General features: G+C 70.7%; 18 protein-coding genes. 8 read left to right on the forward strand and 10 right to left on the reverse strand.

The annotated features are described in order from the left end of the window. Positions 1 to 61: 61 nt before the first annotated feature. The 4 genes from OG440_RS30030 to mshC all read left to right on the forward strand — a co-directional run bounded on the left by OG440_RS30030 (position 62) and on the right by mshC (position 3,668). Positions 62 to 748 (forward strand): histidine phosphatase family protein, encoded by a 687-nt coding sequence (locus tag OG440_RS30030; protein WP_406009901.1) that lies wholly within the window; start codon positions 62 to 64, stop codon positions 746 to 748. Positions 749 to 859: 111 nt separating this feature from the next. Beyond that, positions 860 to 1,450, forward strand: a complete 591-nt coding sequence (locus OG440_RS30035) for a DUF3090 domain-containing protein (protein ID WP_062646997.1) — start codon at positions 860 to 862, stop codon at positions 1,448 to 1,450. Beyond that, positions 1,414 to 2,247 (forward strand): SCO1664 family protein, encoded by an 834-nt coding sequence (locus OG440_RS30040; RefSeq protein ID WP_406009902.1) that lies wholly within the window; start codon positions 1,414 to 1,416, stop codon positions 2,245 to 2,247. The genes OG440_RS30035 and OG440_RS30040 overlap by 37 nt, the downstream gene beginning before the upstream one ends. A 191-nt stretch (positions 2,248 to 2,438) precedes the next feature. Beyond that, positions 2,439 to 3,668: a cysteine--1-D-myo-inosityl 2-amino-2-deoxy-alpha-D-glucopyranoside ligase gene (gene mshC, locus OG440_RS30045; RefSeq protein WP_406009903.1), complete on the forward strand. Its 1,230-nt coding sequence runs from the start codon at positions 2,439 to 2,441 to the stop codon at positions 3,666 to 3,668. Between the two features lie 91 nt (positions 3,669 to 3,759). On the opposite strand, the gene OG440_RS30050 is transcribed toward mshC, so the two are convergent. The 8 genes from OG440_RS30050 to OG440_RS30085 form a co-directional block, all read right to left on the reverse strand. Next, on the reverse strand, positions 3,760 to 4,695 hold the full coding sequence (locus OG440_RS30050) for a PAC2 family protein (RefSeq protein WP_406009904.1): 936 nt from the start codon (positions 4,693 to 4,695) through the stop codon (positions 3,760 to 3,762). 191 nt (positions 4,696 to 4,886) lie between these two features. Further along, entirely contained in the window at positions 4,887 to 5,558 is a 672-nt protein-coding gene (locus OG440_RS30055; protein WP_020128291.1) for a FadR/GntR family transcriptional regulator, read from the reverse strand. A 138-nt stretch (positions 5,559 to 5,696) separates the two neighbouring features. Continuing rightward, a complete protein-coding gene (locus OG440_RS30060) occupies positions 5,697 to 6,992 on the reverse strand; it encodes an amidohydrolase (protein WP_406009905.1) in 1,296 nt (431 codons plus the stop codon). After that, entirely contained in the window at positions 6,989 to 7,759 is a 771-nt protein-coding gene (locus OG440_RS30065) for a nucleoside phosphorylase (protein ID WP_406009906.1), read from the reverse strand. The genes OG440_RS30060 and OG440_RS30065 overlap by 4 nt, the downstream gene beginning before the upstream one ends. A gap of 384 nt (positions 7,760 to 8,143) precedes the next feature. Beyond that, positions 8,144 to 9,760: an FAD-dependent oxidoreductase gene (locus OG440_RS30070; protein WP_406009907.1), complete on the reverse strand. Its 1,617-nt coding sequence runs from the start codon at positions 9,758 to 9,760 to the stop codon at positions 8,144 to 8,146. Between the two features lie 9 nt (positions 9,761 to 9,769). Further along, positions 9,770 to 11,308: a glycerol kinase GlpK gene (gene glpK / locus OG440_RS30075; protein ID WP_406009908.1), complete on the reverse strand. Its 1,539-nt coding sequence runs from the start codon at positions 11,306 to 11,308 to the stop codon at positions 9,770 to 9,772. Positions 11,309 to 11,375: 67 nt separating this feature from the next. Then, the gene (locus tag OG440_RS30080) at positions 11,376 to 12,170 is read right to left on the reverse strand and encodes an MIP/aquaporin family protein (RefSeq protein WP_406009909.1); all 795 of its coding nucleotides are present in this window, start codon (positions 12,168 to 12,170) and stop codon (positions 11,376 to 11,378) included. A 388-nt stretch (positions 12,171 to 12,558) separates the two neighbouring features. Next, a complete protein-coding gene (locus OG440_RS30085; protein WP_406009910.1) occupies positions 12,559 to 13,323 on the reverse strand; it encodes an IclR family transcriptional regulator in 765 nt (254 codons plus the stop codon). A 384-nt stretch (positions 13,324 to 13,707) separates the two neighbouring features. Here OG440_RS30085 and metH point away from each other — a divergent pair, with 384 nt between their 5' ends. The 4 genes from metH to OG440_RS30105 all read left to right on the forward strand — a co-directional run bounded on the left by metH (position 13,708) and on the right by OG440_RS30105 (position 21,771). Next, positions 13,708 to 17,226 carry a methionine synthase gene (gene metH, locus OG440_RS30090; protein ID WP_406009911.1) on the forward strand — a complete coding sequence of 1,173 codons (3,519 nt, stop codon included), beginning with the start codon at positions 13,708 to 13,710 and terminating at the stop codon, positions 17,224 to 17,226. Between the two features lie 112 nt (positions 17,227 to 17,338). Beyond that, positions 17,339 to 18,037, forward strand: coding sequence for an HAD family hydrolase (locus OG440_RS30095; RefSeq protein ID WP_406009912.1), 699 nt, complete (start codon positions 17,339 to 17,341; stop codon positions 18,035 to 18,037). Between the two features lie 478 nt (positions 18,038 to 18,515). Then, positions 18,516 to 20,123, forward strand: a complete 1,608-nt coding sequence (locus OG440_RS30100; protein WP_406009913.1) for an ABC transporter substrate-binding protein — start codon at positions 18,516 to 18,518, stop codon at positions 20,121 to 20,123. A gap of 64 nt (positions 20,124 to 20,187) precedes the next feature. Further along, entirely contained in the window at positions 20,188 to 21,771 is a 1,584-nt protein-coding gene (locus OG440_RS30105; protein WP_406009914.1) for an ABC transporter substrate-binding protein, read from the forward strand. Between the two features lie 134 nt (positions 21,772 to 21,905). On the opposite strand, the gene OG440_RS30110 is transcribed toward OG440_RS30105, so the two are convergent. Both OG440_RS30110 and OG440_RS30115 read right to left on the reverse strand, forming a co-directional pair. Next, the gene (locus tag OG440_RS30110; RefSeq protein ID WP_020128315.1) at positions 21,906 to 22,577 is read right to left on the reverse strand and encodes a response regulator transcription factor; all 672 of its coding nucleotides are present in this window, start codon (positions 22,575 to 22,577) and stop codon (positions 21,906 to 21,908) included. 14 nt (positions 22,578 to 22,591) lie between these two features. Further along, positions 22,592 to 23,644, reverse strand: a complete 1,053-nt coding sequence (locus OG440_RS30115; RefSeq protein WP_406009915.1) for a RecB family exonuclease — start codon at positions 23,642 to 23,644, stop codon at positions 22,592 to 22,594. Positions 23,645 to 23,677: the final 33 nt, after the last annotated feature.

Below are 23,677 nucleotides of genomic sequence, written 5' to 3' on the forward strand. Positions count from 1 at the left end.
CGGCGCACTCTCCCTTCGGACGCTCACCGGCGCACGCCCGCGTGCGCCTACCCTGGGCCGCATGCCCACGTTGATCCTCGTCCGGCACGGCCGGTCCACCGCCAACACCTCCGGACTGCTCGCCGGCCGGACGCCCGGCGTCGCCCTCGACGAGCGCGGAGCCGCGCAGGCCGCCGCCCTGCCCGCGCGGCTCGGCGCGTTGCCGATCGCCGAGGTCGTCGCGAGTCCCCTCCAGCGCTGCCAGGAGACGCTCCGGCCGCTCCTCGACGCCCGCCCCGGGCTGCGCGTCCACACCGACGAGCGGATCGGGGAGTGCGACTACGGCGACTGGTCCGGACGCAAGCTCGCCGAACTCATGGACGAGCCCCTGATGGAGGTCGTGCAGTCGCACCCCTCCGCCGCCGCCTTCCCGGGCGGGGAGTCCATGCGGGCCATGCAGACCCGCGCCGCCGAGGCGGTACGGGAGTGGAACGCGCGCGTGGAGCGCGACCACGGTGCCGACGCCGTCTATCTGATGTGCTCGCACGGCGACATCATCAAGTCGCTCGTCGCGGACGCCCTCGGGCTTCATCTCGACCTCTTCCAGCGGATCTCTGTGGAACCGTGTTCCGTCACCGCGATCCGTTACACCCGGCTGCGCCCCTTTCTCGTGCGCCTCGGCGACACCGGCGACTTCGCGTCGCTGGCCCCGCGCGAGGAGCCGCCGGCCGGGGACGCGACGGTCGGGGGTGGTGCGGGCGCACCGTGATCGTCGGCCGCAGTAGGGTGAAGCGGTCCGCAAACGCGCGCGTACCCGCAGGGACGTTCCCCCACTCGTTCCCCGGCCCACGATGACCCACGATTCCCATGGAGACAGGACGTGTCCCGTCAGGTGTTCCTCTACGACCCCCCGGACCGCTTCGTGGCCGGTACGGTCGGACTGCCCGGGCGCCGTACCTTCTTCCTCCAGGCCACCGCCGGCCCCCGGGTGACCAGCGTGGCTCTCGAGAAGACCCAGGTCGCCGCGCTCGCCGAGCGCATGGACGAACTGCTGGACGAGGTCGTGCGCCGCAGTGGCGGCAGTGCCCCCGTGCCCGCGATGTCGCCCGCCGAGAACACCGACACGGCCCCGCTCGACACGCCGATCGAGGAGGAGTTCCGGGTCGGCACCATGGCCCTCGCCTGGGACGGCGAGGAACAGCGCATGATCGTCGAGGCGCAGGCCCTCGTGGAGCTCGACGCGGACTCCGAGGAGGACCTCGCCGAGGCCGAGGAGAAGCTCCTCCAGGACGAGGAGAACGGGCCCCCGATGCTGCGGGTCCGGCTCACCGGCGCCCAGGCGAGGGCGTTCGCCAAGCGTGCCCTCGACGTCGTCAACGCGGGCCGGCCGCCGTGCCCGCTGTGCAGCCTGCCGCTCGATCCGGAAGGACACGTATGTCCGCGCCAGAACGGATACCGCCGGGGGGCGTGACGACCACCGACCCGGCCGTCGCCGAACTCCTCGCGCACGGCGAGCTCACCGTCCGCGGCCGCATCCGCGAGGCCTCGAACACGGCGCTGTACTGCACCGTCGCGCACGAGGGCCGCGAGGCCGCCTGCGTCTACAAGCCCGCCGCGGGGGAGCGGCCGCTGTGGGACTTCCCCGACGGCAACCTCGCCCGGCGCGAGGTCGCCGCCTACGAGGTCTCCGAGGCGACCGGCTGGGGCCTCGTGCCGCCCACCGTCCTGCGGGAGGGGCCGTACGGCGAGGGCATGTGCCAGCTGTGGATCGAGACGGCCCCGGAGGCCGAACTGCTCGCCCTGGTGGACGCGGAGGAGCCCGGGCCGGGCTGGAAGGCGATCGGCTTCGCCGAGGTCGGTGAGGGCCGGACCGCGCTGCTGGTGCACGCCGACGACGAACGGCTGCGTCGGCTGGCCGTCCTCGACGCGGTGATCAACAACGCCGACCGCAAGGGCGGCCACCTGCTGCCCACCGCCGAGGGCCGGCTCTACGGCATCGACCACGGGGTCACCTTCAACGCCGAGAACAAGCTGCGTACGCTCCTGTGGGGCTGGGCGGGGGAGCCCCTGACCGGGGAGGCCGTCGACGTGCTCGAGGCCCTCAGAGGCGCCCTGGAGCCCGGCGGGCGGCTGGCGGTCACCCTGGCCGAGCTGATCACTCCCGCCGAGCTCGACGCCACGCGTGCGCGCGGCGACGCGCTGCTCGAGGCCGGGAGGCACCCGGAGCCGAGCGGCGACTGGCCGGCCATCCCCTGGCCGCCGGTCTGACCACCCGGTCTGACCACTTGGTCCGGCCACCCGGTCCTTCCGCTCGGTCCGGCCGCCCGGTCGGACCGACACCCGCCCGCCGGTGCACAGACCGGGTACGCATGCCGGACGGGATCGCACAAGAGGGCCTTCCCCGCCATCCGGCCCGCTCCGGTTCGTATGCGCAACTTCCGTCCGGTTAGGCTCATGACATGCATGCCTGGCCCGCTTCCGAGGTCCCCGCCCTGCCTGGTCAGGGCCGCGACCTGAGGATCCACGACTCCGCGACCGACGGCTTGGTCTCCCTCGACCCCGGTCCCGTCGCCCGTATCTACGTCTGCGGCATCACGCCGTACGACGCGACCCACATGGGTCACGCGGCGACCTACAACGCGTTCGACCTCGTTCAGCGCGTGTGGCTCGACACCAAGCGGCAGGTTCACTACGTCCAGAACGTCACCGACGTCGACGACCCGCTCCTGGAGCGGGCCGAACGCGACGGCGTCGACTGGGTCGCCCTCGCCGAGAAGGAGACGGCGCTCTTCCGCGAGGACATGACGGCCCTGCGGATGCTGCCGCCGCGGCACTACATAGGCGCCGTCGAGGCGATACCCGGCATCGTCCCGCTCGTCGAGCGGCTGCGGGACGCCGGCGCCGCCTACGAGCTCGACGGCGACGTGTACTTCTCCGTCGAGTCCGACCCGCACTTCGGCCGGGTCTCGGGCCTGGACGCGGCCGCCATGCGGCTGCTCTCCGCCGAGCGCGGCGGCGACCCCGACCGCCCCGGCAAGAAGAACCCGCTCGACCCGATGCTCTGGATGGCGGCCCGCGAGGGCGAGCCCAGCTGGGACGGCGGCTCGCTCGGCCGCGGCCGGCCGGGCTGGCACATCGAGTGCGTGGCCATCGCCCTGGACCATCTCGGGATGGGCTTCGACGTGCAGGGCGGCGGTTCCGACCTCGCCTTCCCGCACCACGAGATGGGCGCCTCGCACGCCCAGGTGCTGACCGGCGAGTTCCCCATGGCCCAGGCGTACGTGCACGCCGGCATGGTCGCCCTGGACGGCGAGAAGATGTCCAAGTCCCGGGGCAACCTCGTCTTCGTCTCGAAGCTGCGCCAGGACGGCGTCGACCCCGCCGCCATCCGGCTCACCCTCCTCGCCCACCACTACCGGGCCGACTGGGAGTGGACGGACCAGGTCCTGGCGGACGCCGAGGCCCGGCTCGGGCGCTGGCGTGCCGCCGTCTCCCGGCCCGACGGGCCGCCCGCCGAGGCGCTCGTCGAGGAGCTCCGCGAGGCGCTCGGCAACGACCTCGACGCCCCGGCCGCACTCGCCGCCGTCGACCGCTGGGCGGCACTCCAGCAGGAGCACGGCGGTACGGACATCGGCGCCCCCGGTGTCGTCTCACGGGCCGTGGACGCGCTGCTGGGCGTGGCGCTGTAGCGAAGGCGCCCCCGGACCGGGTACGAGGAGGGGCGGTGCGCCGATGCGCACCGCCCCTCCTCGTACCCGGTCCTCTTTCCTGCCCGCTGTTCTAGTCCTCCGAGGAATCGCTGTCGTCGGAGGCGTCGCCGGTCGGTTTCGGCGGCTTCGGGGGCCGGGTGCGCTCCCCGGGATCCGGCGGGCCGCCGCCGTCCCGGCGTCGCAGATAGCGCTCGAACTCGCGGGCGATCGCCTCGCCCGACGCCTCCGGCAGCTCCGCGGTGTCCCGCGCCTCCTCCAGCGTCTGCACGTACTCGGCGACCTCGCTGTCCTCGGCGGCCAGCTGGTCCACGCCCACCTGCCAGGCACGCGCGTCCTCGGGCAGCTCGCCCAGGGGGATGCGCACGTCGATCAGGTCCTCCAGACGGTTGAGGAGGGCCAGCGTCGCCTTCGGGTTCGGCGGCTGCGAGACGTAGTGCGGCACGGCCGCCCAGAGGCTCACCGCGGGCACCCCCGCGTGCGTGCACGCCTCCTGGAGGACGCCGACGATGCCCGTGGGGCCCTCGTACTTGGTCTCCTCCAGGTCCATCCGCTGCGCCAGGTCCGCGTCGGAGGTGGTCCCGCTGATCGGCACCGGACGGGTGTGCGGGGTGTCACCGAGCAGGGCGCCCAGGATGACCACCAGCTCCACGCCCAGCTCGTGCGCGAAGCCCAGCAGCTCGTTGCAGAACGAGCGCCAGCGCATGGACGGTTCGATGCCGCGGACGAGCACCAGGTCGCGTGGCTTGTCGCCGCCCACCCGGACGACCGACAACCTTGTCGTGGGCCACGTGATCTTGCGCACGCCGGCGTCCATCCACACCGTGGGGCGGTTCACCTGGAAGTCGTAGTAGTCCTCGGCGTCCAGCGCCGCGAACACCTCGCCCTTCCACTCCCGCTCCAGATGCCCGACCGCGGTGGAGGCGGCGTCGCCGGCATCGTTCCAGCCCTCGAACGCGGCCACCATGACCGGGTCGATCAGCTCGGGAACCCCCTCGAGCTCGATCACCCAGCGCCTCCTTCCGACGTGCCCTCGCTTGACCACCCAACCTTACGGCGTTCCGCGGGAGCGCTCGCAGCCCCCTTGTTCGGGGGTGGTGAACGGATCACTGCCCCGTTCACCACCCCCGAACACCCCCTGCCGGACCCGACTCACGGCATCGACTCACAGGTGGCGCACAGGGCGGGCGCCCCGCGGACTCACAGCGTCGAGCGCAGCCACTGCTCCACGCTCGCGATGTGCACCGTGGCCCACGACCGCGCCGCCTCCGCGTCCCGGTCGCGCAGGGCCGCCAGGATCGCCCGGTGTTCGCGCAGCGTGCCGGCGACCGCGTCCTCCTGTGTCAGGCCGCGCCAGATACGGGCCCGGGTGGTCGGCCCGGACAGTCCGTCGAGCAGCGAGCACAGCACCGAGTTGCCGGCGCTCTGCACGATGCCCCGGTGGAACTCCAGGTCGCCCGCGACCAGTTCCTCCACCGAGGGCTCGGCCCCGAGCTTGTCCAACTGGGCGTCGAGCGCGTCCAGTTGCTGCTCGCTGATGCGCAGGGCGGCCATCGCGGTGGCGGCCGGCTCCAGGATGCGGCGCACGGCGAGGAACTCCAGGACCGTGTCGTCGCGGTGGAAGTCGACGACGAAACTCAGCGCCTCCAGCAGCAGTTGCGGATCGAGACTCGTCACGTAGGTGCCGTCGCCCTGGCGCACGTCCAGGATCCGGATCAGCGACAGCGCGCGCACCGCCTCCCGCAGGGAGTTGCGGGACAGGCCGAGGTCGGCGGCCAGCTCGCTCTCCTTGGGCAGCCGGTCCCCGGGGCGCAGCGCACCCGAGACGATCATGCCCTTGATCTTCTCGATCGCCTCGTCGGTGACTGCCATGACCGGCCTCCTGTCGTTCCTCGCCCGGACGTCGAATCCGGACGCCGGTCCGGACGCCGTATTCAGACGCCGAACCCGGACGTCGCTCCCGACGCCGGATCCAGACATCGGATGTCTCAGCGCCATTATGGGGGCAGATCAGAGCAGCGCCTCCAGATCCGCGATCACCGCCCGCTCGTCGACCGTGGTCAGCCCGCGATCACGCATCAGCACCCGCCCGTCGACGACGGTGTCCCGCACGTCCGACGGGTGCGCCGCGTACGCCAGCGTCGACCACGGGTCGTGGCGCGGCCGCAGATGCGGTGCGTCCAGGTCGAGGACGATCAGATCGGCCCGCTTGCCCGCCTCCAGCGAACCGAGCCGATCACCGAGCCCGAGCGCCCGCGCGCCCTCGATCGTCGCCATCCGCACGGCCTGTTCGGCGCCGACCGCCGTGGGATCGCCCGCCGCCTTGTGCACCAGCGCCGCCTGCCGTACGGCTCCGAGCACGTCCAGCGAGTTGGAGCTGACGGCGCCGTCCGTGCCCAGCCCGACCGTCACTCCCGCGCTCAGCAGCCGAGGCACGGGCGCGATGCCGCAGCCCAGCTTCAGGTTCGACACCGGACAGTGGGCGACGGCCGTGCCCGAGCGGGCCAGCGCCGCGATCTCGGGGCCGGTGAGGTCGACGGCGTGCGCGAGCAGCACGTCGGGGCCCAGCAGTCCGAGGGAGTCCAGCAGTTCCACGGGCCGCTTCCCGTGCCGCACCTCGACGGTGGCCACCTCGGTGGCGTTCTCGGCCGCGTGGATGTGCACCAGCGCCCCGAACTCCCGGGCCAGCGCGAAGACTTCGGTGAGCTGCCCGGGGGAGAGGGTGTAGGTCGAGTGCGCGAAGACGACCGGCCGGTGTCCGGGCCGGGCGGGTCCGCGCGCCTCGAGGTCGCGACGTGCCCACCCGAGCCGCTCCTCGTACGCGATGCCGTCCGGCGGCCCGGGTACGTCCATGAAGGTGGGCCCGGTGTGCAGCCTCCAGCCCGCCTCGCGGGCCGCCCGCTCGGCCGCCTCGTGGAACCAGTACATGTCCAGCGCCGAGGTCACCCCGGCGCGCAGGCTCTCCGCGACCGCCAGCCGCACCGCCGCCGCCACGTTCTCCGGCGCCAGCAGTTCCGCCTCCCACGTGAGGACCCGCTCCAAAAAACCCTGGAGCGTGACGTCGTCGGCGCGGCCGCGCAGGAGGGTCATCGCGAGGTGGGTGTGCGCGTTGATCAGTCCGGGGAGGACGAGACAGCCGGCCGCGTCGATCTCCTCGGCGGCGGTGTACCGCCCGCCCAGCTCGTCGGCCGGCCCCACGGCGAGGATCGCGCCGTCATGGATCGCGACGGCGCCTTCGCGGACGACGGTGCCGGCGTCGTCCACCGTCAGGACGTCGCCCCCGTGCACCAGCAGGTCGATGCTCACGCCCGCACCCCTTCGGTTTCCGTTTCCGCTTCCACGAGCAGCCGCAGCGCCTCCAGGGACACCACCGCGCCCCGCTCGACACCGGCCGCGACGACGTCCCGGTGCGGGTCGTAACCGCCCGTGGCCTGCTCGTCGAGCAGCTCGTCGGCGTTCGCCCCGTCGATCACCAGCACACCGCCCGCGACCAGGCCGCGCAGCGACGCCGTGACCAGCAGCGCGGACAGCTCCATCTCGATGGCGGCGAGTCCGGCGCCGGCGTAGGAGAAGAGCGGGAGCAGGCCGGGCTGGAAGGCCGCCCGGGTCCACACGACGCCCCGGTGGTGCGGGGCGCCCTCCTGCCGGGCCGCGCGCTGGAGGGCGAGGACCGCCTCGGGCGCGGAGACCGCCGGGTACTCCGGGGGCAGCAACTGCCGGGTGACGCCGTCGTCGCGGACGGCCGCCTCCGCGATGACCAGGTCGCCGTCCCCGATGCCCGGCTTCATCGCGCCCGCCGTACCGAACCGCAGGAAGGTCCGCACGCCCGCGTCCGCCAGCTCCTGGAAGAGCAGGATCGCGCCGGGCGCGCCCACCCCGTGCGAGGCGACGACGACCGGCACACCTTTCCAGCTTCCGCGGAACACCCGGTACTCGCGGTGGTACGAGACCTCCTCGGCGCCGTCGAGGAGAGCGGCGACGGTCGCGGCGCGGGCCGGGTCGCCGACGACCACGGCATGCGCCGGGAGGCCGGTACGCGGGATGCGGGTGACGGGCAGCAGGTCCTGCGTCATGGGGGCGGCTCCGGTGTACGGGGGCGGCGACGGCGGCGTGCCGTCCTGAGGAAGCCGGGACCCTTGAGGCGGAACCCGGCCGCTTCGCCGAGCCCGAGGGCCACGCGACGAACGGGACGCCCAGGGGCGCGGCGCGGCCCGGCGTGACGGCCACGACAGCGATCCAATCACGGCCGGCGTGCGGGGACGCAGGTGCGGTCTCCCCGCTCGTCCTCGGAGATGCCCCGGGTCCGTTCGGGCCGGGGGCAGGCGAAAGGGGCGGCTCCATAGGGGTGGAGCCGCCCCTTTCTCTTCCGGCCCCGGTACGGAGGGGCCGTTCCCGACGCCGGCCCCGGTCAGGGGAGCGGGCCGGCGGCAGGGTGTTCTTCGCCCGGCGGGCGGGACCTACTTCTTGTCGAGCAGGTCCTGCACCTTGCCGCGGACGTCGTCCGTGGCAAGGCCGCGGATCGTCAGCGTCGTACGGCGGCGCAGCACGTCGTCCGCCGTCTCCGCCCACTCGTTGTCGCGGGCGTAGACGACCTGCGCCCAGATCTCGGGGGCCTGCGGGTGGACGCGCTCGCCCAGCTCGGGGTTGTCGTTGGCGAGGCGCGCGATGTCGAAGGCCAGCGAGCCGTAGTGGGTGGCCAGGTGCCGGGCGGTGTCGGCGGCCATGCGCGGGCCGGGCGCCGGGTTGTCGACCAGCAGCCGGTGGGCGACCGCGCGCGGGTTGGCGACGCCGGGCAGCGGAAGCTTCTTCGGCAGCGAGGAGATCGGCTCGAAGTCGTCGCCCAGCGGGTGACCGGGCAGCGCCTCCAGCTTCTGCATGACCGTACGGCCGATGTGCCGGAACGTCGTCCACTTGCCGCCGGCGACGGACAGCATGCCGCCCCGGCCCTCGGTCACCACGGTCTCGCGCTTGGCCTTCGCCGTGCTGCCGGGGCCGCCAGGCAGCACGCGCAGACCCGCGAAGGCGTACGTGATCAGGTCCCGGTCGAGCTGCTGGTCGCGGATGGAGAACGCGGCCTCGTCGAGTATCTGGGCGGTGTCCTTCTCGGTGACCGCGACGTCCGCCGGGTCGCCCTCGAACTCCTCGTCGGTGGTGCCGAGCAGCAGCATGTCCTCCCACGGGAGGGCGAAGGTGATGCGGTACTTGTCGATGGGGGTCGCGAGCGCGGCCTTCCAGGGGGCGGTGCGCTTCAGGACCAGGTGGGCGCCCTTGGACAGCCGGATCGACGGAGCCGCCTTCGGGTCCTCCATCCTGCGCAGGTGGTCCACCCACGGACCGGTCGCGTTGAGCACGAGCCGGGCGTTCACGCCGAACTCGTCACCGGAGAGCCGGTCGCGCAGCTCGGCGCCGGTGACCCTGCCGTTGGTGAAGCGCAGCCCGGAGACCTCGGCGTGGTTGAGGACGACGGCGCCCGCCTCCACGGCCGCGCGGACCGTCATCAGCGCCATGCGCGCGTCGTTCATCTGGTCGTCGCCGTACACGGCCACGGCCTTGAGGTTGTCGGTGCGCAGCTCGGGCACGTCCTGCGCGGCCTTGGCCGGGGACAGGAGGTGACCGACGCCGTCGCCGAACGCCGACAGCGCGGAGTAGGCGAAGACGCCCGCCCCGAGCTTCGCCGCGCCGTGCGGCCCGCCCTTGTACACGGGGAGGTAGAACGTGAGCGGGTTCGCCAGGTGGGGGGCCACCTGACGGGAGACCGCACGGCGCTCGAAGTGGTTCTCCGCCACCAGCTTCACCGCGCCGGTCTGCAGGTAGCGCAGACCGCCGTGGAGGAGCTTGGACGAGGCGGAGGAGGTGGCGCCGGCGAAGTCGCCGGCGTCGACCAGAGCCACCCTGAGCCCGGACTGCGCGGCGTGCCAGGCGGTGGAGATGCCCAGGATGCCGCCGCCGATGACGAGGAGGTCGTACGACGCCTTGGAGAGCTGTTCCCGGGTCTCGGCGCGGCTCGGGTTCGAGCCGGACGCCGGGTGCGTCCCCAGGGCAGGCACGGACTTCAGGGTGGTCTGACTGGTCATGTGGGGTTCTTACTCCTCGTCCTCGAGCCAGCCCATGGTCCGCTCGACGGCCTTGAGCCAGCTCTTGTACTCACGGTCGCGGGTATCCGCGTCCATGCGGGGCGTCCACTCGGCGGCCCGGCGCCAGTTGGCGCGCAGATCGTCGGTGCTCGTCCAGAAGCCGACGGCGAGACCGGCGGCATAGGCGGCGCCGAGGCAGGTGGTCTCGGCGACCATCGGGCGCACCACGGGGGCGTCCACGAAGTCCGAGAGCGTCTGCATCAGCAGGTTGTTGGAGGTCATGCCGCCGTCGACCTTGATCGCCGCGAGCTCGACGCCGGAGTCCTTCGTCATGGCGTCGGTGATCTCACGGGTCTGCCAGGCCGTGGCCTCCAGGACGGCGCGCGCGAGGTGCGCCTTGGTGACGTACCGGGTGAGGCCGGCGATCACACCGCGGGCGTCGGAGCGCCAGTACGGGGCGAACAGACCGGAGAAGGCCGGTACGAAGTAGGCGCCGCCGTTGTCCTCGACCGAGAGCGCGAGGGTCTCGATCTCGGCGGCGGTGGAGATCAGGCCCATCTGGTCGCGCATCCACTGCACCAGCGAACCGGTGACGGCGATCGACCCTTCGAGGGCGTAGACCGCCTTCTGGTCGCCGATGCGGTAACCGACCGTGGTCAGCAGGCCGTTGTACGAATTGACCGGCTTCTCACCGGTGTTCATCAGCAGGAAGGTACCGGTGCCGTAGGTGGACTTGGCCTCGCCCTCCGCGAAACAGGTCTGGCCGAACAGGGCCGCCTGCTGGTCGCCGAGCGCCGAGGCGACCGGGATGCCGCCGAGCAGGTCGCCGAGCTTGCCGCCGGTGATCTCGCCGTACACCTCGGCGGAGGAGCGGATCTCGGGCAGCATCGCCAGCGGGACGCCGATGGACTCGGCGATCTTGTCGTCCCACTCCATGGTGTGCAGGTTCATCAGCATGGTGCGGGAGGCGTTGGTGACGTCGGTGACGTGCCTGCCGCCGTTCACACCGCCCGTCAGGTTCCAGATGACCCAGCTGTCCATGGTGCCGAAGAGGATGTCCCCGGCCTCGGCGCGCTCGCGCAGGCCCTCGACGTTGTCGAGCAGCCAGCGCGCCTTCGGGCCGGCGAAGTACGAGGCCAGGGGGAGGCCCGTCTCACGGCGGAAACGGTCCTGGCCGACGTTGCGGCCGAGCTCCTTGCAGAGCGCGTCGGTGCGGGTGTCCTGCCAGACGATGGCGTTGTGGACGGGCTGACCGGTGTTCTTGTCCCACAGCAGCGTCGTCTCGCGCTGGTTGGTGATGCCGATGGCCTTGATGTCGTCGCGGGTGATGCCGGCCTTCTCGATGGCGGAGGCGACGACCTCCTCGACGTTGGTCCAGATCTCGTTGGCGTCGTGCTCGACCCAGCCCGGCTTCGGGAAGATCTGCTCGTGCTCCTTCTGGTCGACGGAGACGATACGGCCGTCCCGGTCGAAGACGATGCAGCGCGAGGAGGTGGTGCCCTGGTCGATGGCGGCGATGAAGGGGCCGGCGGTGTGCGCGTCGGTCACGGTGTGCTCCTGGGGTTCCGTGGTGAGGGGGCTGTCTGTACGGCGCTGCGCGGTGCGGCTGGTGCTCTTAAGCAAAAGCGACGTTGTAGATACCCGCAGCGATCGCGCCGCCGATCAGCGGACCGACCACCGGGATCCAGGCGTAGCTCCAGTCGGAGCCGCCCTTGTTGGGCAGGGGCAGGAGGGCGTGCACGATGCGCGGACCGAGGTCACGGGCCGGGTTGATCGCGTAACCGGTCGGGCCACCGAGGGACAGACCGATCGAGACGACCACCAGCGCGGTGATCAGCGCGCCCAGGTTGCCGAGACCGTTGCCCTTGTCGTTCAGGCCCTGGGTGAGGACGGCGAGGACGAGCACGATGGTGCCGATGATCTCCGTGGCGAGGTTCTGCCAGACGACCCGGATCTCCGGGCCGGTGGAGAAGACGCCCAGGACCGGTCCCGCGCCCTGCTCGCGCGCCTCGACGGACTTGGCCTTGGCGGCCTCCACGTCCGGCTCGCCGACGATTTCCTTGTCGGTGAGGTGCGCGTGGAACTGGCCGTAGTAGGCGACCCAGACCAGGGCGGCGCCGATGGCGGCACCGAGCAGCTGCCCGGCCCAGTAGACCGGAACGTTGCTCCAGTCGTCGTCCTTGATCGCGAGTGCGAGCGTGACCGCCGGATTGAGGTGGGCGCCCGAGAGGGGCGCCGAGGTGTAGACAGCCGTCAGAACGGCGAAACCCCACCCGAAGGTGATGGCGAGCCAGCCGGCGTTACGGGCCTTGGAGGCCTTCAGCGTGACGGCGGCGCAGACGCCACCGCCCAGCAGGATGAGTATGGCGGTACCGATGGTCTCGCCGATGAAGATGTCGGAGCTGGACACCCGCGACTCCTTTGTCCTTCGTCCAGGGAAGCCGAACCCCGGGTCCCACCGGGGGTTCGAGCGCCCTCGGGGGTGAGAGCGATGCCGGCCTTTGGCGTTGTCACACTCTAGCGCGTATTGCCGTTAGGTGTTCGACAATGTCGACCGGTGGACGGGAGTCTTGCCGTGGCGTTACGTGCGCGTCAAGAGTGTTGTTGTCGAAAGTGCGATCGTTATTGATCGATGCGAGTTATCGATCTTCGCGCCGGTGCGCACGCTCTCGCCCTGTTTGCCCAGTTCGGGCGGCTTTGCAGCGTATGACGAAGGCCGGAACGTCGAAGGACGTCCCGGCCCGCTCTTGCGTACTTCTCAGGGATGGTGGGTCGGCGGGAGGCGAGCGGTCGGTCGCTCAGAAACGCCCGGCGCCCAGATCGCGCGAGACCGCGCGGGCGCAGTCCCGTACCGCGGCGATCAGCTCGGGGCGCACCTCGCCGTCCCGGCCCAGCCGCTCCACCGCGCCGGTGATGCCCACCGCGCCCACGGGCATGCGCCGCCGGTCGTGGATGGGTGCGGCGATGGAGGCGACGCCTTCCCAGGTCTCCTCGACGTCCGCCGCGTAGCCCCGCGCGCGGGTCAGGTCGAGAACCCGCTCGAAGGCCTCCGGTTCGCACACCGTGCGGTCCGTGAACGGCTTGCGCTCGGCCTCCAGGACCTCGCTGTGCGCGACCGGGTCGTAGGCCGACAGCACCTTGCCCAGGGCCGTGGAGTGCAGCGGCTGCATGGCTCCGATCTCCAGCACCTGCCGGCTGTCGTCGGGCCGGAAGACGTGGTGCACGATCAGCACGCCCTGCTGGTGCAGCACCCCCAGATGGACGCTCTCGCCGCTGGAGCGGGCCAGGTCGTCCGTCCAGACGAGGGCACGCGCGCGTAGCTCGTGCACGTCCAGATAGGTGGTGCCCAGGCGTAGTAGCTCCGCGCCCAGCTGGTACCGCCCGGAGACGTCGTCCTGCTCGACGAAGCCCTCGTGCTGGAGGGTGCGCAGGATGCCGTGGGCGGTGGCCTTGGCCAGGCCCGTGGACGAAGCGATGTCCGACAGGCCCAGTCGCCGCTCGCCGCCGGCGAGCAGCCGCAGCATCGCGGCCGCACGTTCGACCGACTGGATGTTCCGTGCCATCGCCGCCCCGCCTCCGTCCCCTGGACCGTCCACGCACGGCAGCTGCTGCCGTCGTTCGGCAATGTCGAACACTACCGGTCCATGTCGACCTCTCGCCAATGTTCGGTCGATCCGTGTTACGCCATTCGTCTCCACGGGATGGCGCGGTCGTCGCACACTCGTGCTCCGGTCGCGCTCCGGTCGTACCCGGCTCCGGTACGGCTCGTGCCCGGCTCGTGGCCACCCCGTGAAAGGCCGCCGCGCCTGTCCGTCCCGTGGACGCCCCTGACCATAAGGCCTCCGTCCCGGCTACCCTGACGGCGTGCGCTCGTCCCGGGAAGCCCTTCTGCCCGCATCCTGAGGTGACGCAAAGCCGACAGCCGTCGCATCTGAGGGAGCCCTTTCATGGCCTCTGTGCCGCCGACCCCTTCCGCCGACAGCCGGACCCGTGTGTCCGAGCTCCGAGAGGCCCTGGCCACCCGTGTGGTGGTGGCCGACGGAGCCATGGGCACCATGCTCCAGGCCCAGGAGCCCACCCTCGAGGACTTCGAGAACCTCGAGGGCTGCAACGAGATCCTCAACGTCACCCGGCCGGACATCGTCCGCTCCGTGCACGAGGAGTACTTCGACGCGGGCGTGGACTGCGTCGAGACCAACACGTTCGGCGCAAACCACTCGGCCATGACCGAGTACGACATCTCCGAGCGGGTGTTCGAGCTGTCCGAGGCGGGCGCCCGAATCGCCCGGGAGACCGCCGACGCCTTCGCCGGACGCGACGGACGCACCCGCTGGGTGCTGGGCTCGATCGGCCCCGGCACCAAGCTGCCCACCCTCGGCCACATCGGCTACGGCACCCTGCGTGACGGCTTCCAGGCCAACGCGGAGGGTCTGCTGGCCGGTGGCGCGGACGCCCTGATCGTGGAGACCACGCAGGACCTGCTCCAGACCAAGTCCTCCGTCCTCGGCGCCCGGCGCGCCATGGAGGCCACCGGTGTCGAGGTGCCCCTGCTGGTCTCGATGGCGTTCGAGACGACCGGCACCATGCTGCTCGGTTCGGAGATCGGCGCGGCCCTGACCGCCCTCGAGCCGCTCGGCATCGACATGATCGGGCTGAACTGCTCGACGGGCCCGGCCGAGATGAGCGAGCACCTGCGCTATCTGGCCCGCCACTCCCGCACCCCGCTGCTGTGCATGCCCAACGCCGGCCTGCCGATCCTGACCAAGGACGGCGCCCACTTCCCGCTCGACGCCGAAGGCCTGGCCGACGCGCAGGACACCTTCGTACGCGACTACGGGCTGAACCTGGTCGGCGGCTGCTGCGGTACGACGCCCGGGCACCTGCGCCGGCTCGTGGAGCGGGTCCAGGGGGCCTCGCCCGCCGAACGCGACCCGCGGCCCGAGCCCGGCGCCGCCTCGCTCTACCAGACCGTGTCGTTCCGCCAGGACACGGCGTACATGGCGATCGGCGAGCGCACGAACGCCAACGGCTCCAAGAAGTTCCGCGAGGCCATGCTGGAGGGCCGCTGGGACGACTGTGTGGAGATGGCCCGGGACCAGATCCGCGAGGGCGCGCACATGCTCGACCTGTGCGTCGACTACGTGGGCCGCGACGGCGTCGCCGACATGGACGAACTGGCCGGCCGCTTCGCCACCGCCTCCACGCTGCCGATCGTCCTGGACTCCACCGAGGTCCCGGTCATCCGGGCGGGCCTGGAGCGGCTCGGCGGCCGCGCGGTCATCAACTCCGTGAACTACGAGGACGGCGACGGACCCGAGTCCCGCTTCGCCAAGGTCACCGCGCTGGCCCGGGAGCACGGCGCCGCCCTGATCGCGCTGACCATCGACGAGGAGGGCCAGGCCCGTACCGTCGAGACGAAGGTCGCCATCGCCGAGCGGCTCATCGACGACCTGACGACGAACTGGGGCATCCAGGAGTCGGACATCCTCATCGACACCCTGACCTTCACCATCTGTACCGGCCAGGAGGAGTCCCGGGGGGACGGCGTCGCCACCATCGGGGCGATCCGCGAACTCAAGCGCCGCCGCCCCGACGTGCAGACCACCCTGGGGCTGTCGAACATCTCCTTCGGCCTGAACCCGGCCGCGCGCATCCTGCTCAACTCGGTCTTCCTCGACGAGTGCGTGAAGGCGGGTCTGGACTCGGCGATCGTCCACGCGTCGAAGATCCTGCCCATCGCCCGCTTCAGCGAGGAGGAGGTCAACACCGCCCTCGACCTGATCTACGACCGCCGTTCCGAGGGCTACGACCCCCTGCAGAAGCTGATGGCGCTGTTCGAGGGCGCCACCACCAAGTCCCTCAAGGCCGGCAAGGCCGAGGAACTGGCCGCGCTGCCGCTCGACGAGCGCCTCAAGCGCCGGATCATCGACGGCGAGAAGAACGGCCTGGACGCCGACCTCGCCGAGGCCCTCCAGACCCGCCCCGCCCTCGACATCGTCAACGAGACGCTCCTGGACGGCATGAAGGTGGTCGGCGAACTGTTCGGTTCCGGCCAGATGCAGTTGCCGTTCGTGCTCCAGTCCGCCGAGGTCATGAAGACCGCGGTCGCCTACCTCGAACCGCACATGGAGAAGTCGGACGCCGAGGGCAAGGGCACCATCGTGCTGGCCACCGTGCGCGGCGACGTGCACGACATCGGCAAGAACCTCGTCGACATCATCCTGTCCAACAACGGCTACAACGTCGTCAACCTCGGCATCAAGCAGCCGGTCTCGGCGATCCTGGACGCCGCCGTGGAACACCGGGCCGACGTCATCGGCATGTCGGGTCTGCTGGTCAAGTCCACGGTGATCATGAAGGAGAACCTGGAGGAGCTGAACCAGCGCAAGCTGGCGGCCGAGTACCCGGTCATCCTCGGCGGCGCCGCTCTGACCAGGGCCTACGTCGAACAGGACCTCCACGAGATCTACCAGGGCGAGGTCCGCTACGCCCGTGACGCCTTCGAGGGCCTGCGCCTGATGGACGCCCTGATCGGCGTCAAGCGCGGGGTGCCCGGGGCCGTGCTGCCGGAGCTGAAGCAGCGCCGGGTCCGCCCGAACGCCGCCGCCGTCGAGACCGAGGAGCGGCCCGAGGAGGGTCACGTCCGTTCGGACGTCGCCACCGACAACCCGGTCCCGAAGCCGCCGTTCGAGGGCACCCGCGTCATCAAGGGCATCCAGCTCAAGGAGTACGCCTCCTGGCTCGACGAAGGAGCCCTCTTCAAGGGCCAGTGGGGCCTGAAGCAGGCCCGCACGGGCGACGGACCCACCTACGAGGAACTCGTCGAGACCGAGGGCCGGCCCCGGCTGCGCGGCCTGCTGGACAAGCTCCAGACCGACAACCTCCTCGAGGCGGCCGTCGTCTACGGCTACTTCCCCTGTGTGTCCAAGGACGACGACCTGATCATCCTGGACGAGCAGGGCAACGAGCGGACCCGCTTCACCTTCCCCCGCCAGCGTCGCGGCCGCCGCCTGTGCCTGGCCGACTTCTTCCGCCCGGAGGAGTCGGGGGAGACGGACGTCGTCGGCTTCCAGGTCGTCACCGTCGGCTCCCGCATCGGCGAGGAGACCGCACGGCTCTTCGAGTCGAACTCCTACCGCGACTACCTCGAACTGCACGGCCTGTCCGTGCAGCTGGCCGAGGCCCTCGCCGAGTACTGGCACGCGCGCGTGCGCAGTGAACTCGGCTTCGCCGGCGAGGACCCGGCCGACGTCGAGGACATGTTCGCCCTGAAGTACCGCGGCGCCCGCTTCTCCCTCGGTTACGGCGCCTGCCCCGACCTGGAGGACCGCGCCAAGATCGCCGAGATGCTGCGGCCCGAGCGGATCGGCGTCCACCTGTCGGAGGAGTTCCAGCTCCACCCCGAGCAGTCCACGGACGCCATCGTGATCCACCACCCCGAGGCGAAGTACTTCAACGCACGGTGACGCGAGCGTGCCATTGAGCACACTGATCGGATAAGTCGTACACTGGTCGGTCCACTGAAGGCCGGTTCCCCCAGCGGGAACCGGCCTGCTCGTCCCTCAAGGAGGTATGTGGATGACCAGTACGGTTCCCGCGCCAGTAACCCGTACGGCCGAGGGCTCCGCCCTGCAGGCCGTGCTGCTCGACATGGACGGCACCCTGGTGGACACCGAGGGCTTCTGGTGGGACGTCGAGGTCGAGATCTTCGCCGGCCTCGGACACACCCTCGACGACTCGTGGCGCCATGTCGTGGTCGGCGGCCCGATGAGCCGCAGCGCCGGGTTCCTGATCGAGGCGACCGGGGCCGACATCGACCTCGCCGCACTCACCGTCCTGCTCAACGAGGGCTTCGAGGACCGCATCACCCGCGCTCTGCCCCTGATGCCCGGTGCCGCCCGGCTCCTCGCCGAGCTGGCCGAACACGAGGTGCCCACGGCCCTCGTCTCCGCCTCCCACCGGCGCATCATCGACCGCGTCATCGCGTCGCTCGGCGCCGGGAACTTCCGGCTGAGCGTGGCCGGCGACGAGGTCCCGCGGACCAAGCCGTACCCGGACCCCTATTTGTTCGCGGCCGCCGGACTCGGCGTGGACCCCACCCGATGCGCCGTCATCGAGGACACCGCGACCGGGGTCGCCTCGGCCGAGGCGGCGGGCTGCCAGGTGGTCGCCGTGCCCTCCGTGGCGCCGATCGCGCCCTCCCGCGTACGCACCGTCGTCCCCTCGCTGGAACAGGTCGACCTGGCATTCCTGCGTGACCTGATGCCGCTCCGATGATCGGAAGCGCGATCATTGGTGACGGCCGATGACGGAAATGCGATAGGCGTTCACCCAGCGTGCACCGCCGATAACAAGGAATTCGGCGGATGTACGCGCGGTGGAATTCCGATCTTCGCCGCGGTCTCGGCGGCGGCCGAATTCCACCCCATCCGAACCTCGCACGGTGTGTGACGTTCCCCACCCGTCCGAGGGTCGACAGTTGACTCTCCGTGTGCATGACGCCCTGGTGGACAGGGCTTCCGCGGGTCCATGTGTCCCGATTGATGAGTGGCTGTACGAATCATTCCACTGACGGTTGTTCAGTGCGTCCGCGGCCGGTTTCGCAGCGTGATGGAGTTTCAACTCCGGTGGCCGCGAACCCCCGTGCTGGTGCGGACTAATCTCATCGCGAGAACATCGCCCTTACCCCCGTGATCCGCCGCGACACCCCTGCATGCCGGGTACACGGACTCGACAGCTCTGGAGAAACTCGAGCATGAACCGCAAGACTTTGGTGCTGCCGGCCGTGGTAAGTCTGCTCGCGCCCGTACTCGCCGCCTGTGGCGGGTCCGACGGCGGAAGCGGCAGTGGGGACGCCATCGTCATGGGCACCACCGACCGGTTCACCGTCACCAAGGACGCCCCGGCTCCGCTCGACCCGGCGTACTCCTACGACGTCGGCACCTGGAACATCCTGCGCCAGACCGTGCAGACCCTGATGATCCAGCCCAAGGGCGAGGGCGAACCCGTCCCGGAGGCGGCCCAGAGCTGCGGCTTCACCGACACCGGCAACGAGCGCTACGCCTGCAAGCTGCGCAGCGGCCTCAAGTTCGCCAACGGCGACGCGGTCACCGCCGAGGACGTCAAGTTCTCCATCGAGCGCGCCCGCACCATCAAGGCCGACTCCGGTGTGTTCGCCCTGCTGTCCACGATCGACACCATCGAGACGCAGGGTGACAACGAAGTCATCTTCCACCTCAAGACCGCCGACGCCACGTTCCCCTTCAAGTTGTCGACTCCGGTCGCCGGCATCGTCAACCCCGACGACTACGAGAAGGACAAGCTGCGCGACGGCTTCTCGGTCGACGGCTCGGGCCCCTACACCCTCAAGGCCGAGACCGACGGCGACGAGATGACCAAGGCCGTGTTCACCAAGAACCCCCACTACAAGGGGACGCTGACGGTGAACAACGACGAGGTCGACATGGTGTCCTACGAGGACGCCGACAGCATGGGCACCGCCCTCGACAAGGGCGACATCGACCTGATGACCCGCACCATGTCTCCGGAGCAGATCAAGAAGCTCTCCGAGGCCTCCGCGACCGGGGACATCGACCTCGTCGAGCTGAACGGCCTCGAGATCCGCTACCTGGCCTTCGACACCACCGACCCGGCGGTCAAGGCCAAGGCCGTGCGTCAGGCGATGGCCCAGATCGTCAACCGCAGCGCGCTCGTCTCCGAGGTGTACGGCTCCCAGGCCGAGCCCCTCTACTCGCTGGTCCCGGCCACCCTCACGGGCCACTCCAACTCGTTCTTCAACACCTACGGCGACCCGAGCGTCGCGAAGGCCAAGTCCCTGCTGGCCGACGCCGACGTCACCGCCCCGGTGAAGCTGACGCTGAACTACACGACCGACCACTACGGCCCGGCCACCAAGCAGGAGTTCGAGGTGCTGCAGAAGCAGCTCAACGACAGCGGCCTGTTCGACGTCACCATCAAGGGCACCCCCTGGGACTCGTTCGTCCCCGCCGAGCGCAAGGGCGAGTACGCCGTCTACGGCATGGGCTGGTTCCCCGACTTCCCCGACGCCGACAACTTCGTCGCCCCGTTCCTCGACAAGGACAACTTCCTCAAGTCCCCGTACTCCAACGCGGACATCATCGACAAGCTGATCCCGGCCTCCCGCCGCGAGGCCGACCGCCTCACCGCCGCGAAGGACCTGACGGAGATCCAGGACATCGTCGCCAAGGACGTCCCGGTCCTGCCGCTGTGGCAGGGCAAGCAGTACGTGGCCGCGAACAACGACGTGACCGGCACCGCTTACGTGCTGAACTCCTCCGCGACTCTTCAGCTGTGGGAGCTCGGCAGCGGTGTGAGCAACTGACGCACCCCCTCCGGGGCCCGGAAAGACGGCCCCGGCGTGCAGAGAACCGACGACAAGGCATTTTGTGAACCTGCGTAACCCGTGGCCAGTCCTGCCGATCGTGGCGGGACTGGCCTCCGGCCTGTTGACCGGCTGCGGCACCCAGAGCGGGGGCTCCGGGGGTGACGCCTCCTCCGTGGTCCTGGGAATGTCCGACGACGTGCTCGCCACGGACCCCGCCTCCGGCTACGACCCGGGCTCCTGGCTGTTGTTCAACAACGTCTTCCAGTCGCTGCTGAGCTTCCCCAAGGGCGGCACGGAACCCGAACCGGACGCGGCCGAAGAGTGCTCCTTCACCGACACGCGGACCCAGGTCTACACATGCACGCTGAAGGACGGCCTGAAGTTCAGCAACGGCGACGAGCTCACGTCCGAGGACGTCAAGTTCTCCTTCGACCGCATGCTGAAGATCGACGACGATGCCGGTCCGGCCATCATGTTCCCCCTGCTCGACAAGGTCGAGACACCCGACGCCGAGACCGTCGTCTTCAAGCTCAAGGCCCCCGACGCCACCTTCCCCAGCAAGATCGCCTCGGGCGCCGGCTCCATCGTCGACCAGGAGCAGTACGACGCCGACGCCCTGCGCGAGGACGGCGCCGCCGTCGGCTCCGGCCCCTACACGCTGGACTCCTTCGGCGACGACGAGGCCGTGTTCTCGGTCAACGACAACTACCGGGGCAGCGCGGGCGAAGCCGACAACACCGGCGTCACCCTGAAGTTCTTCAGCGGCGACCAGAAGGCCCTCAAGCAGGCCCTGCTCGCGAACGAGATCGACATCGCCTACCGGGGCCTCACCGCCGCCGACGTCTCCGACATCCAGCAGAGCGCCGCCGACGGGGGCGCCGAGGTCGTCGAGGGCAGCAGCGCCGAGGTCCAGCACCTCGTCTTCAACATGGACGACCCGGTCGCCGGCAAGCTGGGCGTCCGCCGGGCCATCGCCCACCTGATCGACCGCGAAGCCCTGATCAAGGACGTGTACGAGGGCACCGCCGACCCCCTCTACTCGATCGTCCCGGCCGGTATCGCGGGCCACAACACCGCCTTCTTCGACCGCTACGGCGCCCGCCCCTCCCGCACCGCGGCCGCCGCCGCGCTCGCCGACGAAGGCATCACCGACAAGGTGAAGCTCACCCTCTGGTCCACCCCGACCCGCTACGGCCCGGCCACCGACCAGGAACTGAGGACGATCGCGGCCCAGCTGAACACCAGCGGCCTGTTCGACGCCGACGTCCGCTCCGTCGCCTACGGCCAGTACGAGAAGGACATCGCCGCCGGCAGGTACGGGGTCTACGTCAAGGGCTGGGTGCCCGACTACCCGGACGCCGACAACTTCACCTCGCCCTTCTTCGGCAAGGGCAACGTGCTGGACAACGACTACACGAACACCGCCATCACCGGCACGCTCATCCCGCGCACCGCCGCACAGAGCGACCGCACCGCCACCGACGCGGACTACGCCGAGCTGCAGAACATCGTCGCCAAGCAGGTGCCGGTCCTCCCGCTCTGGCAGGCCAAGCAGTACGCGGTCGTCGGCGAGAACGTCTACGGCCTGGAGAACTGCCTGGACGCCTCCACGGTGTTCCGCTTCTGGGAACTCAGCAAGAGCTGACGGCCCGACAGCCCCACGCAAGAAGGCGCCCCCTGGACAGGGGGCGCCTTCTCTTGCTCCTCCGGCACTACAGCCACAGCCACAGCCACAGCCACAGCTACAACCGCAGCTACTGCCGCTGCTCGCCGCCGCCGCTACTGCGCGCCGGGACGCACCAGACCGCTCTCGTACGCGTACACCGCGGCCTGCACCCGGTCGCGCAGACCCAGTTTGTTCAGCACGTGACCCACGTGCGTCTTCACGGTGGTCTCGCTGACGAACAGGTCGGCGGCGATCTCGGCGTTGGACAGACCGCGCGCCACCAGCTTGAGCACCTCCACCTCACGGTCGGTCAGCGTGTGCAGGGTGTCCGGCACCGGCTCGTCGCCCGACGGCAGATGCGTGGCGTACTTGTCGAGCAGCCGACGCGTGATGCTCGGCGCCAGCATGGCCTCACCCGAGGCCACCACCCGGATGGCCTGCACCAGTTCATTGGCGGGGGCGTCCTTCAGCAGGAACCCGCTCGCCCCGGCCCGCAGCGCCTCCACCACGTACTCGTCGAGGTCGAAGGTGGTCAGCACCAGCACCTTCGCCGGCCCGTCCCGCCCCGGCCCGGTGATCTGCCGGGTCGCCTCCACCCCGTCCATCCGCGGCATGCGGATGTCCATCAGCACCACATCGGGCTGCAACGCCCGCACCTGGTCGAGAGCCTGGAGGCCGTCTCCGGCTTCGCCGACGACCGCGAGATCCTGCTCGGCCTCCAGGATCATCCGGAAGCCGGTACGCAGCAGCGGCTGGTCGTCGACGAGTAGGACGCGGATGGCCACGTATGTCTCCTTCTTTAGCCCGGCCCCATTCTGCCCTGAGCCCCGTCCCCGGACTCCGGCGCCCTCACCGGCAGTGTGATGGGCAGCGGATACGGCGGGGGAGTGCCACCGAACTCGGGACAGTGCGCCTGGTGGTCGCACCAGCCGCACAGCTTGGTCGGCCGGGGCCGCCACTCACCCGTCTCCGTCGCCAGCCGGATGGCTTCCCACAGGGCGAGCAACTTGCGCTCGACCCGCTCCAGATCGGCCTGCACCGGGTCGTAGGTCAGCACGTCACCACTGCCCAGGTACACGAGCTGGAGCCGCCGGGGGACGACGTTCTTCAGCCGCCACACCACCAGGGCGTAGAACTTCATCTGGAACAGCGCGCCCTCGGAGTACTCCGGCCGGGGCGCCTTGCCCGTCTTGTAGTCGACGATCCGCACCTCGCCGGAGGGCGCGACGTCGACCCGGTCGATGATCCCGCGCAGCCTCAGGCCCGAGTCCAGCTCCGTCTCGACGAACAGCTCCCGCTCGGCGGGCTCCAGCCGTGTCGGGTCCTCCAGCGTGAACCAGCGTTCGACCAGCCGCTCCGCCTCCACCAGCCAGCCGGCCAGCCGCTCACCCTCCGGATCGTCGGCGAACAGCTCCACCACCTCCGGCCGCGTCTCCCGCAGCCGGTCCCACTGGCCCGGGATCAGCGACTTGGCCCGCGGCGCGGTCCGCTCGGCGGCGGGCGCGTCAAAGAGCCGCTCGAGAACCGCGTGCACCAGGGTGCCCTTCGTGGCCGCCGGGCTGGGCTTCTCCGGCAGCCGGTCGATCACCCGGAACCGGTACAGCAGCGGGCACTGCATGAAGTCGCCGGCCCGCGAGGGCGAAAGCGAGGCGGGCGCTGTCGCGGCGACGGCCGTCGCCACCGCCTCCGGGACGACCGCCTCCGGGACGATAGCCCCCGCGGCGCCCGCCTCCGGGACGGCCGCCTCCGGGACGATCGCCTCTACGGCGCTCGCCTCCGTAGGTGCCGGATCCTCCACGACACCGCCACCGCCGTCGCCCACCCGGGCGACGCCCTCGCTGCTGCTCTCCATGCCCCAGACCATACGGCCCACCACTGACAGTCA

This window comes from Streptomyces sp. NBC_00637 (assembly GCF_045161545.1).
Lineage (GTDB): Bacteria > Actinomycetota > Actinomycetes > Streptomycetales > Streptomycetaceae > Streptomyces.

Excerpts from the sequence above, each read along its gene's own strand:
- OG440_RS30040 (WP_406009902.1), top strand. The coding sequence starts at position 1,414 with ATGTCCGCGCCAGAACGGATACCGCCGGGGGGCGTGACGACCACCGAC.
- OG440_RS30115 (WP_406009915.1), bottom strand. The coding sequence starts at position 23,644 with ATGGAGAGCAGCAGCGAGGGCGTCGCCCGGGTGGGCGACGGCGGTGGC.
- OG440_RS30095 (WP_406009912.1), top strand. The coding sequence starts at position 17,339 with ATGACCAGTACGGTTCCCGCGCCAGTAACCCGTACGGCCGAGGGCTCC.
- OG440_RS30085 (WP_406009910.1), bottom strand. The coding sequence starts at position 13,323 with ATGGCACGGAACATCCAGTCGGTCGAACGTGCGGCCGCGATGCTGCGG.
- OG440_RS30030 (WP_406009901.1), top strand. The coding sequence starts at position 62 with ATGCCCACGTTGATCCTCGTCCGGCACGGCCGGTCCACCGCCAACACC.
- metH (WP_406009911.1), top strand. The coding sequence starts at position 13,708 with ATGGCCTCTGTGCCGCCGACCCCTTCCGCCGACAGCCGGACCCGTGTG.
- OG440_RS30055 (WP_020128291.1), bottom strand. The coding sequence starts at position 5,558 with ATGGCAGTCACCGACGAGGCGATCGAGAAGATCAAGGGCATGATCGTC.
- OG440_RS30070 (WP_406009907.1), bottom strand. The coding sequence starts at position 9,760 with ATGACCAGTCAGACCACCCTGAAGTCCGTGCCTGCCCTGGGGACGCAC.
- OG440_RS30100 (WP_406009913.1), top strand. The coding sequence starts at position 18,516 with ATGAACCGCAAGACTTTGGTGCTGCCGGCCGTGGTAAGTCTGCTCGCG.
- OG440_RS30065 (WP_406009906.1), bottom strand. The coding sequence starts at position 7,759 with ATGACGCAGGACCTGCTGCCCGTCACCCGCATCCCGCGTACCGGCCTC.
- mshC (WP_406009903.1), top strand. The coding sequence starts at position 2,439 with ATGCATGCCTGGCCCGCTTCCGAGGTCCCCGCCCTGCCTGGTCAGGGC.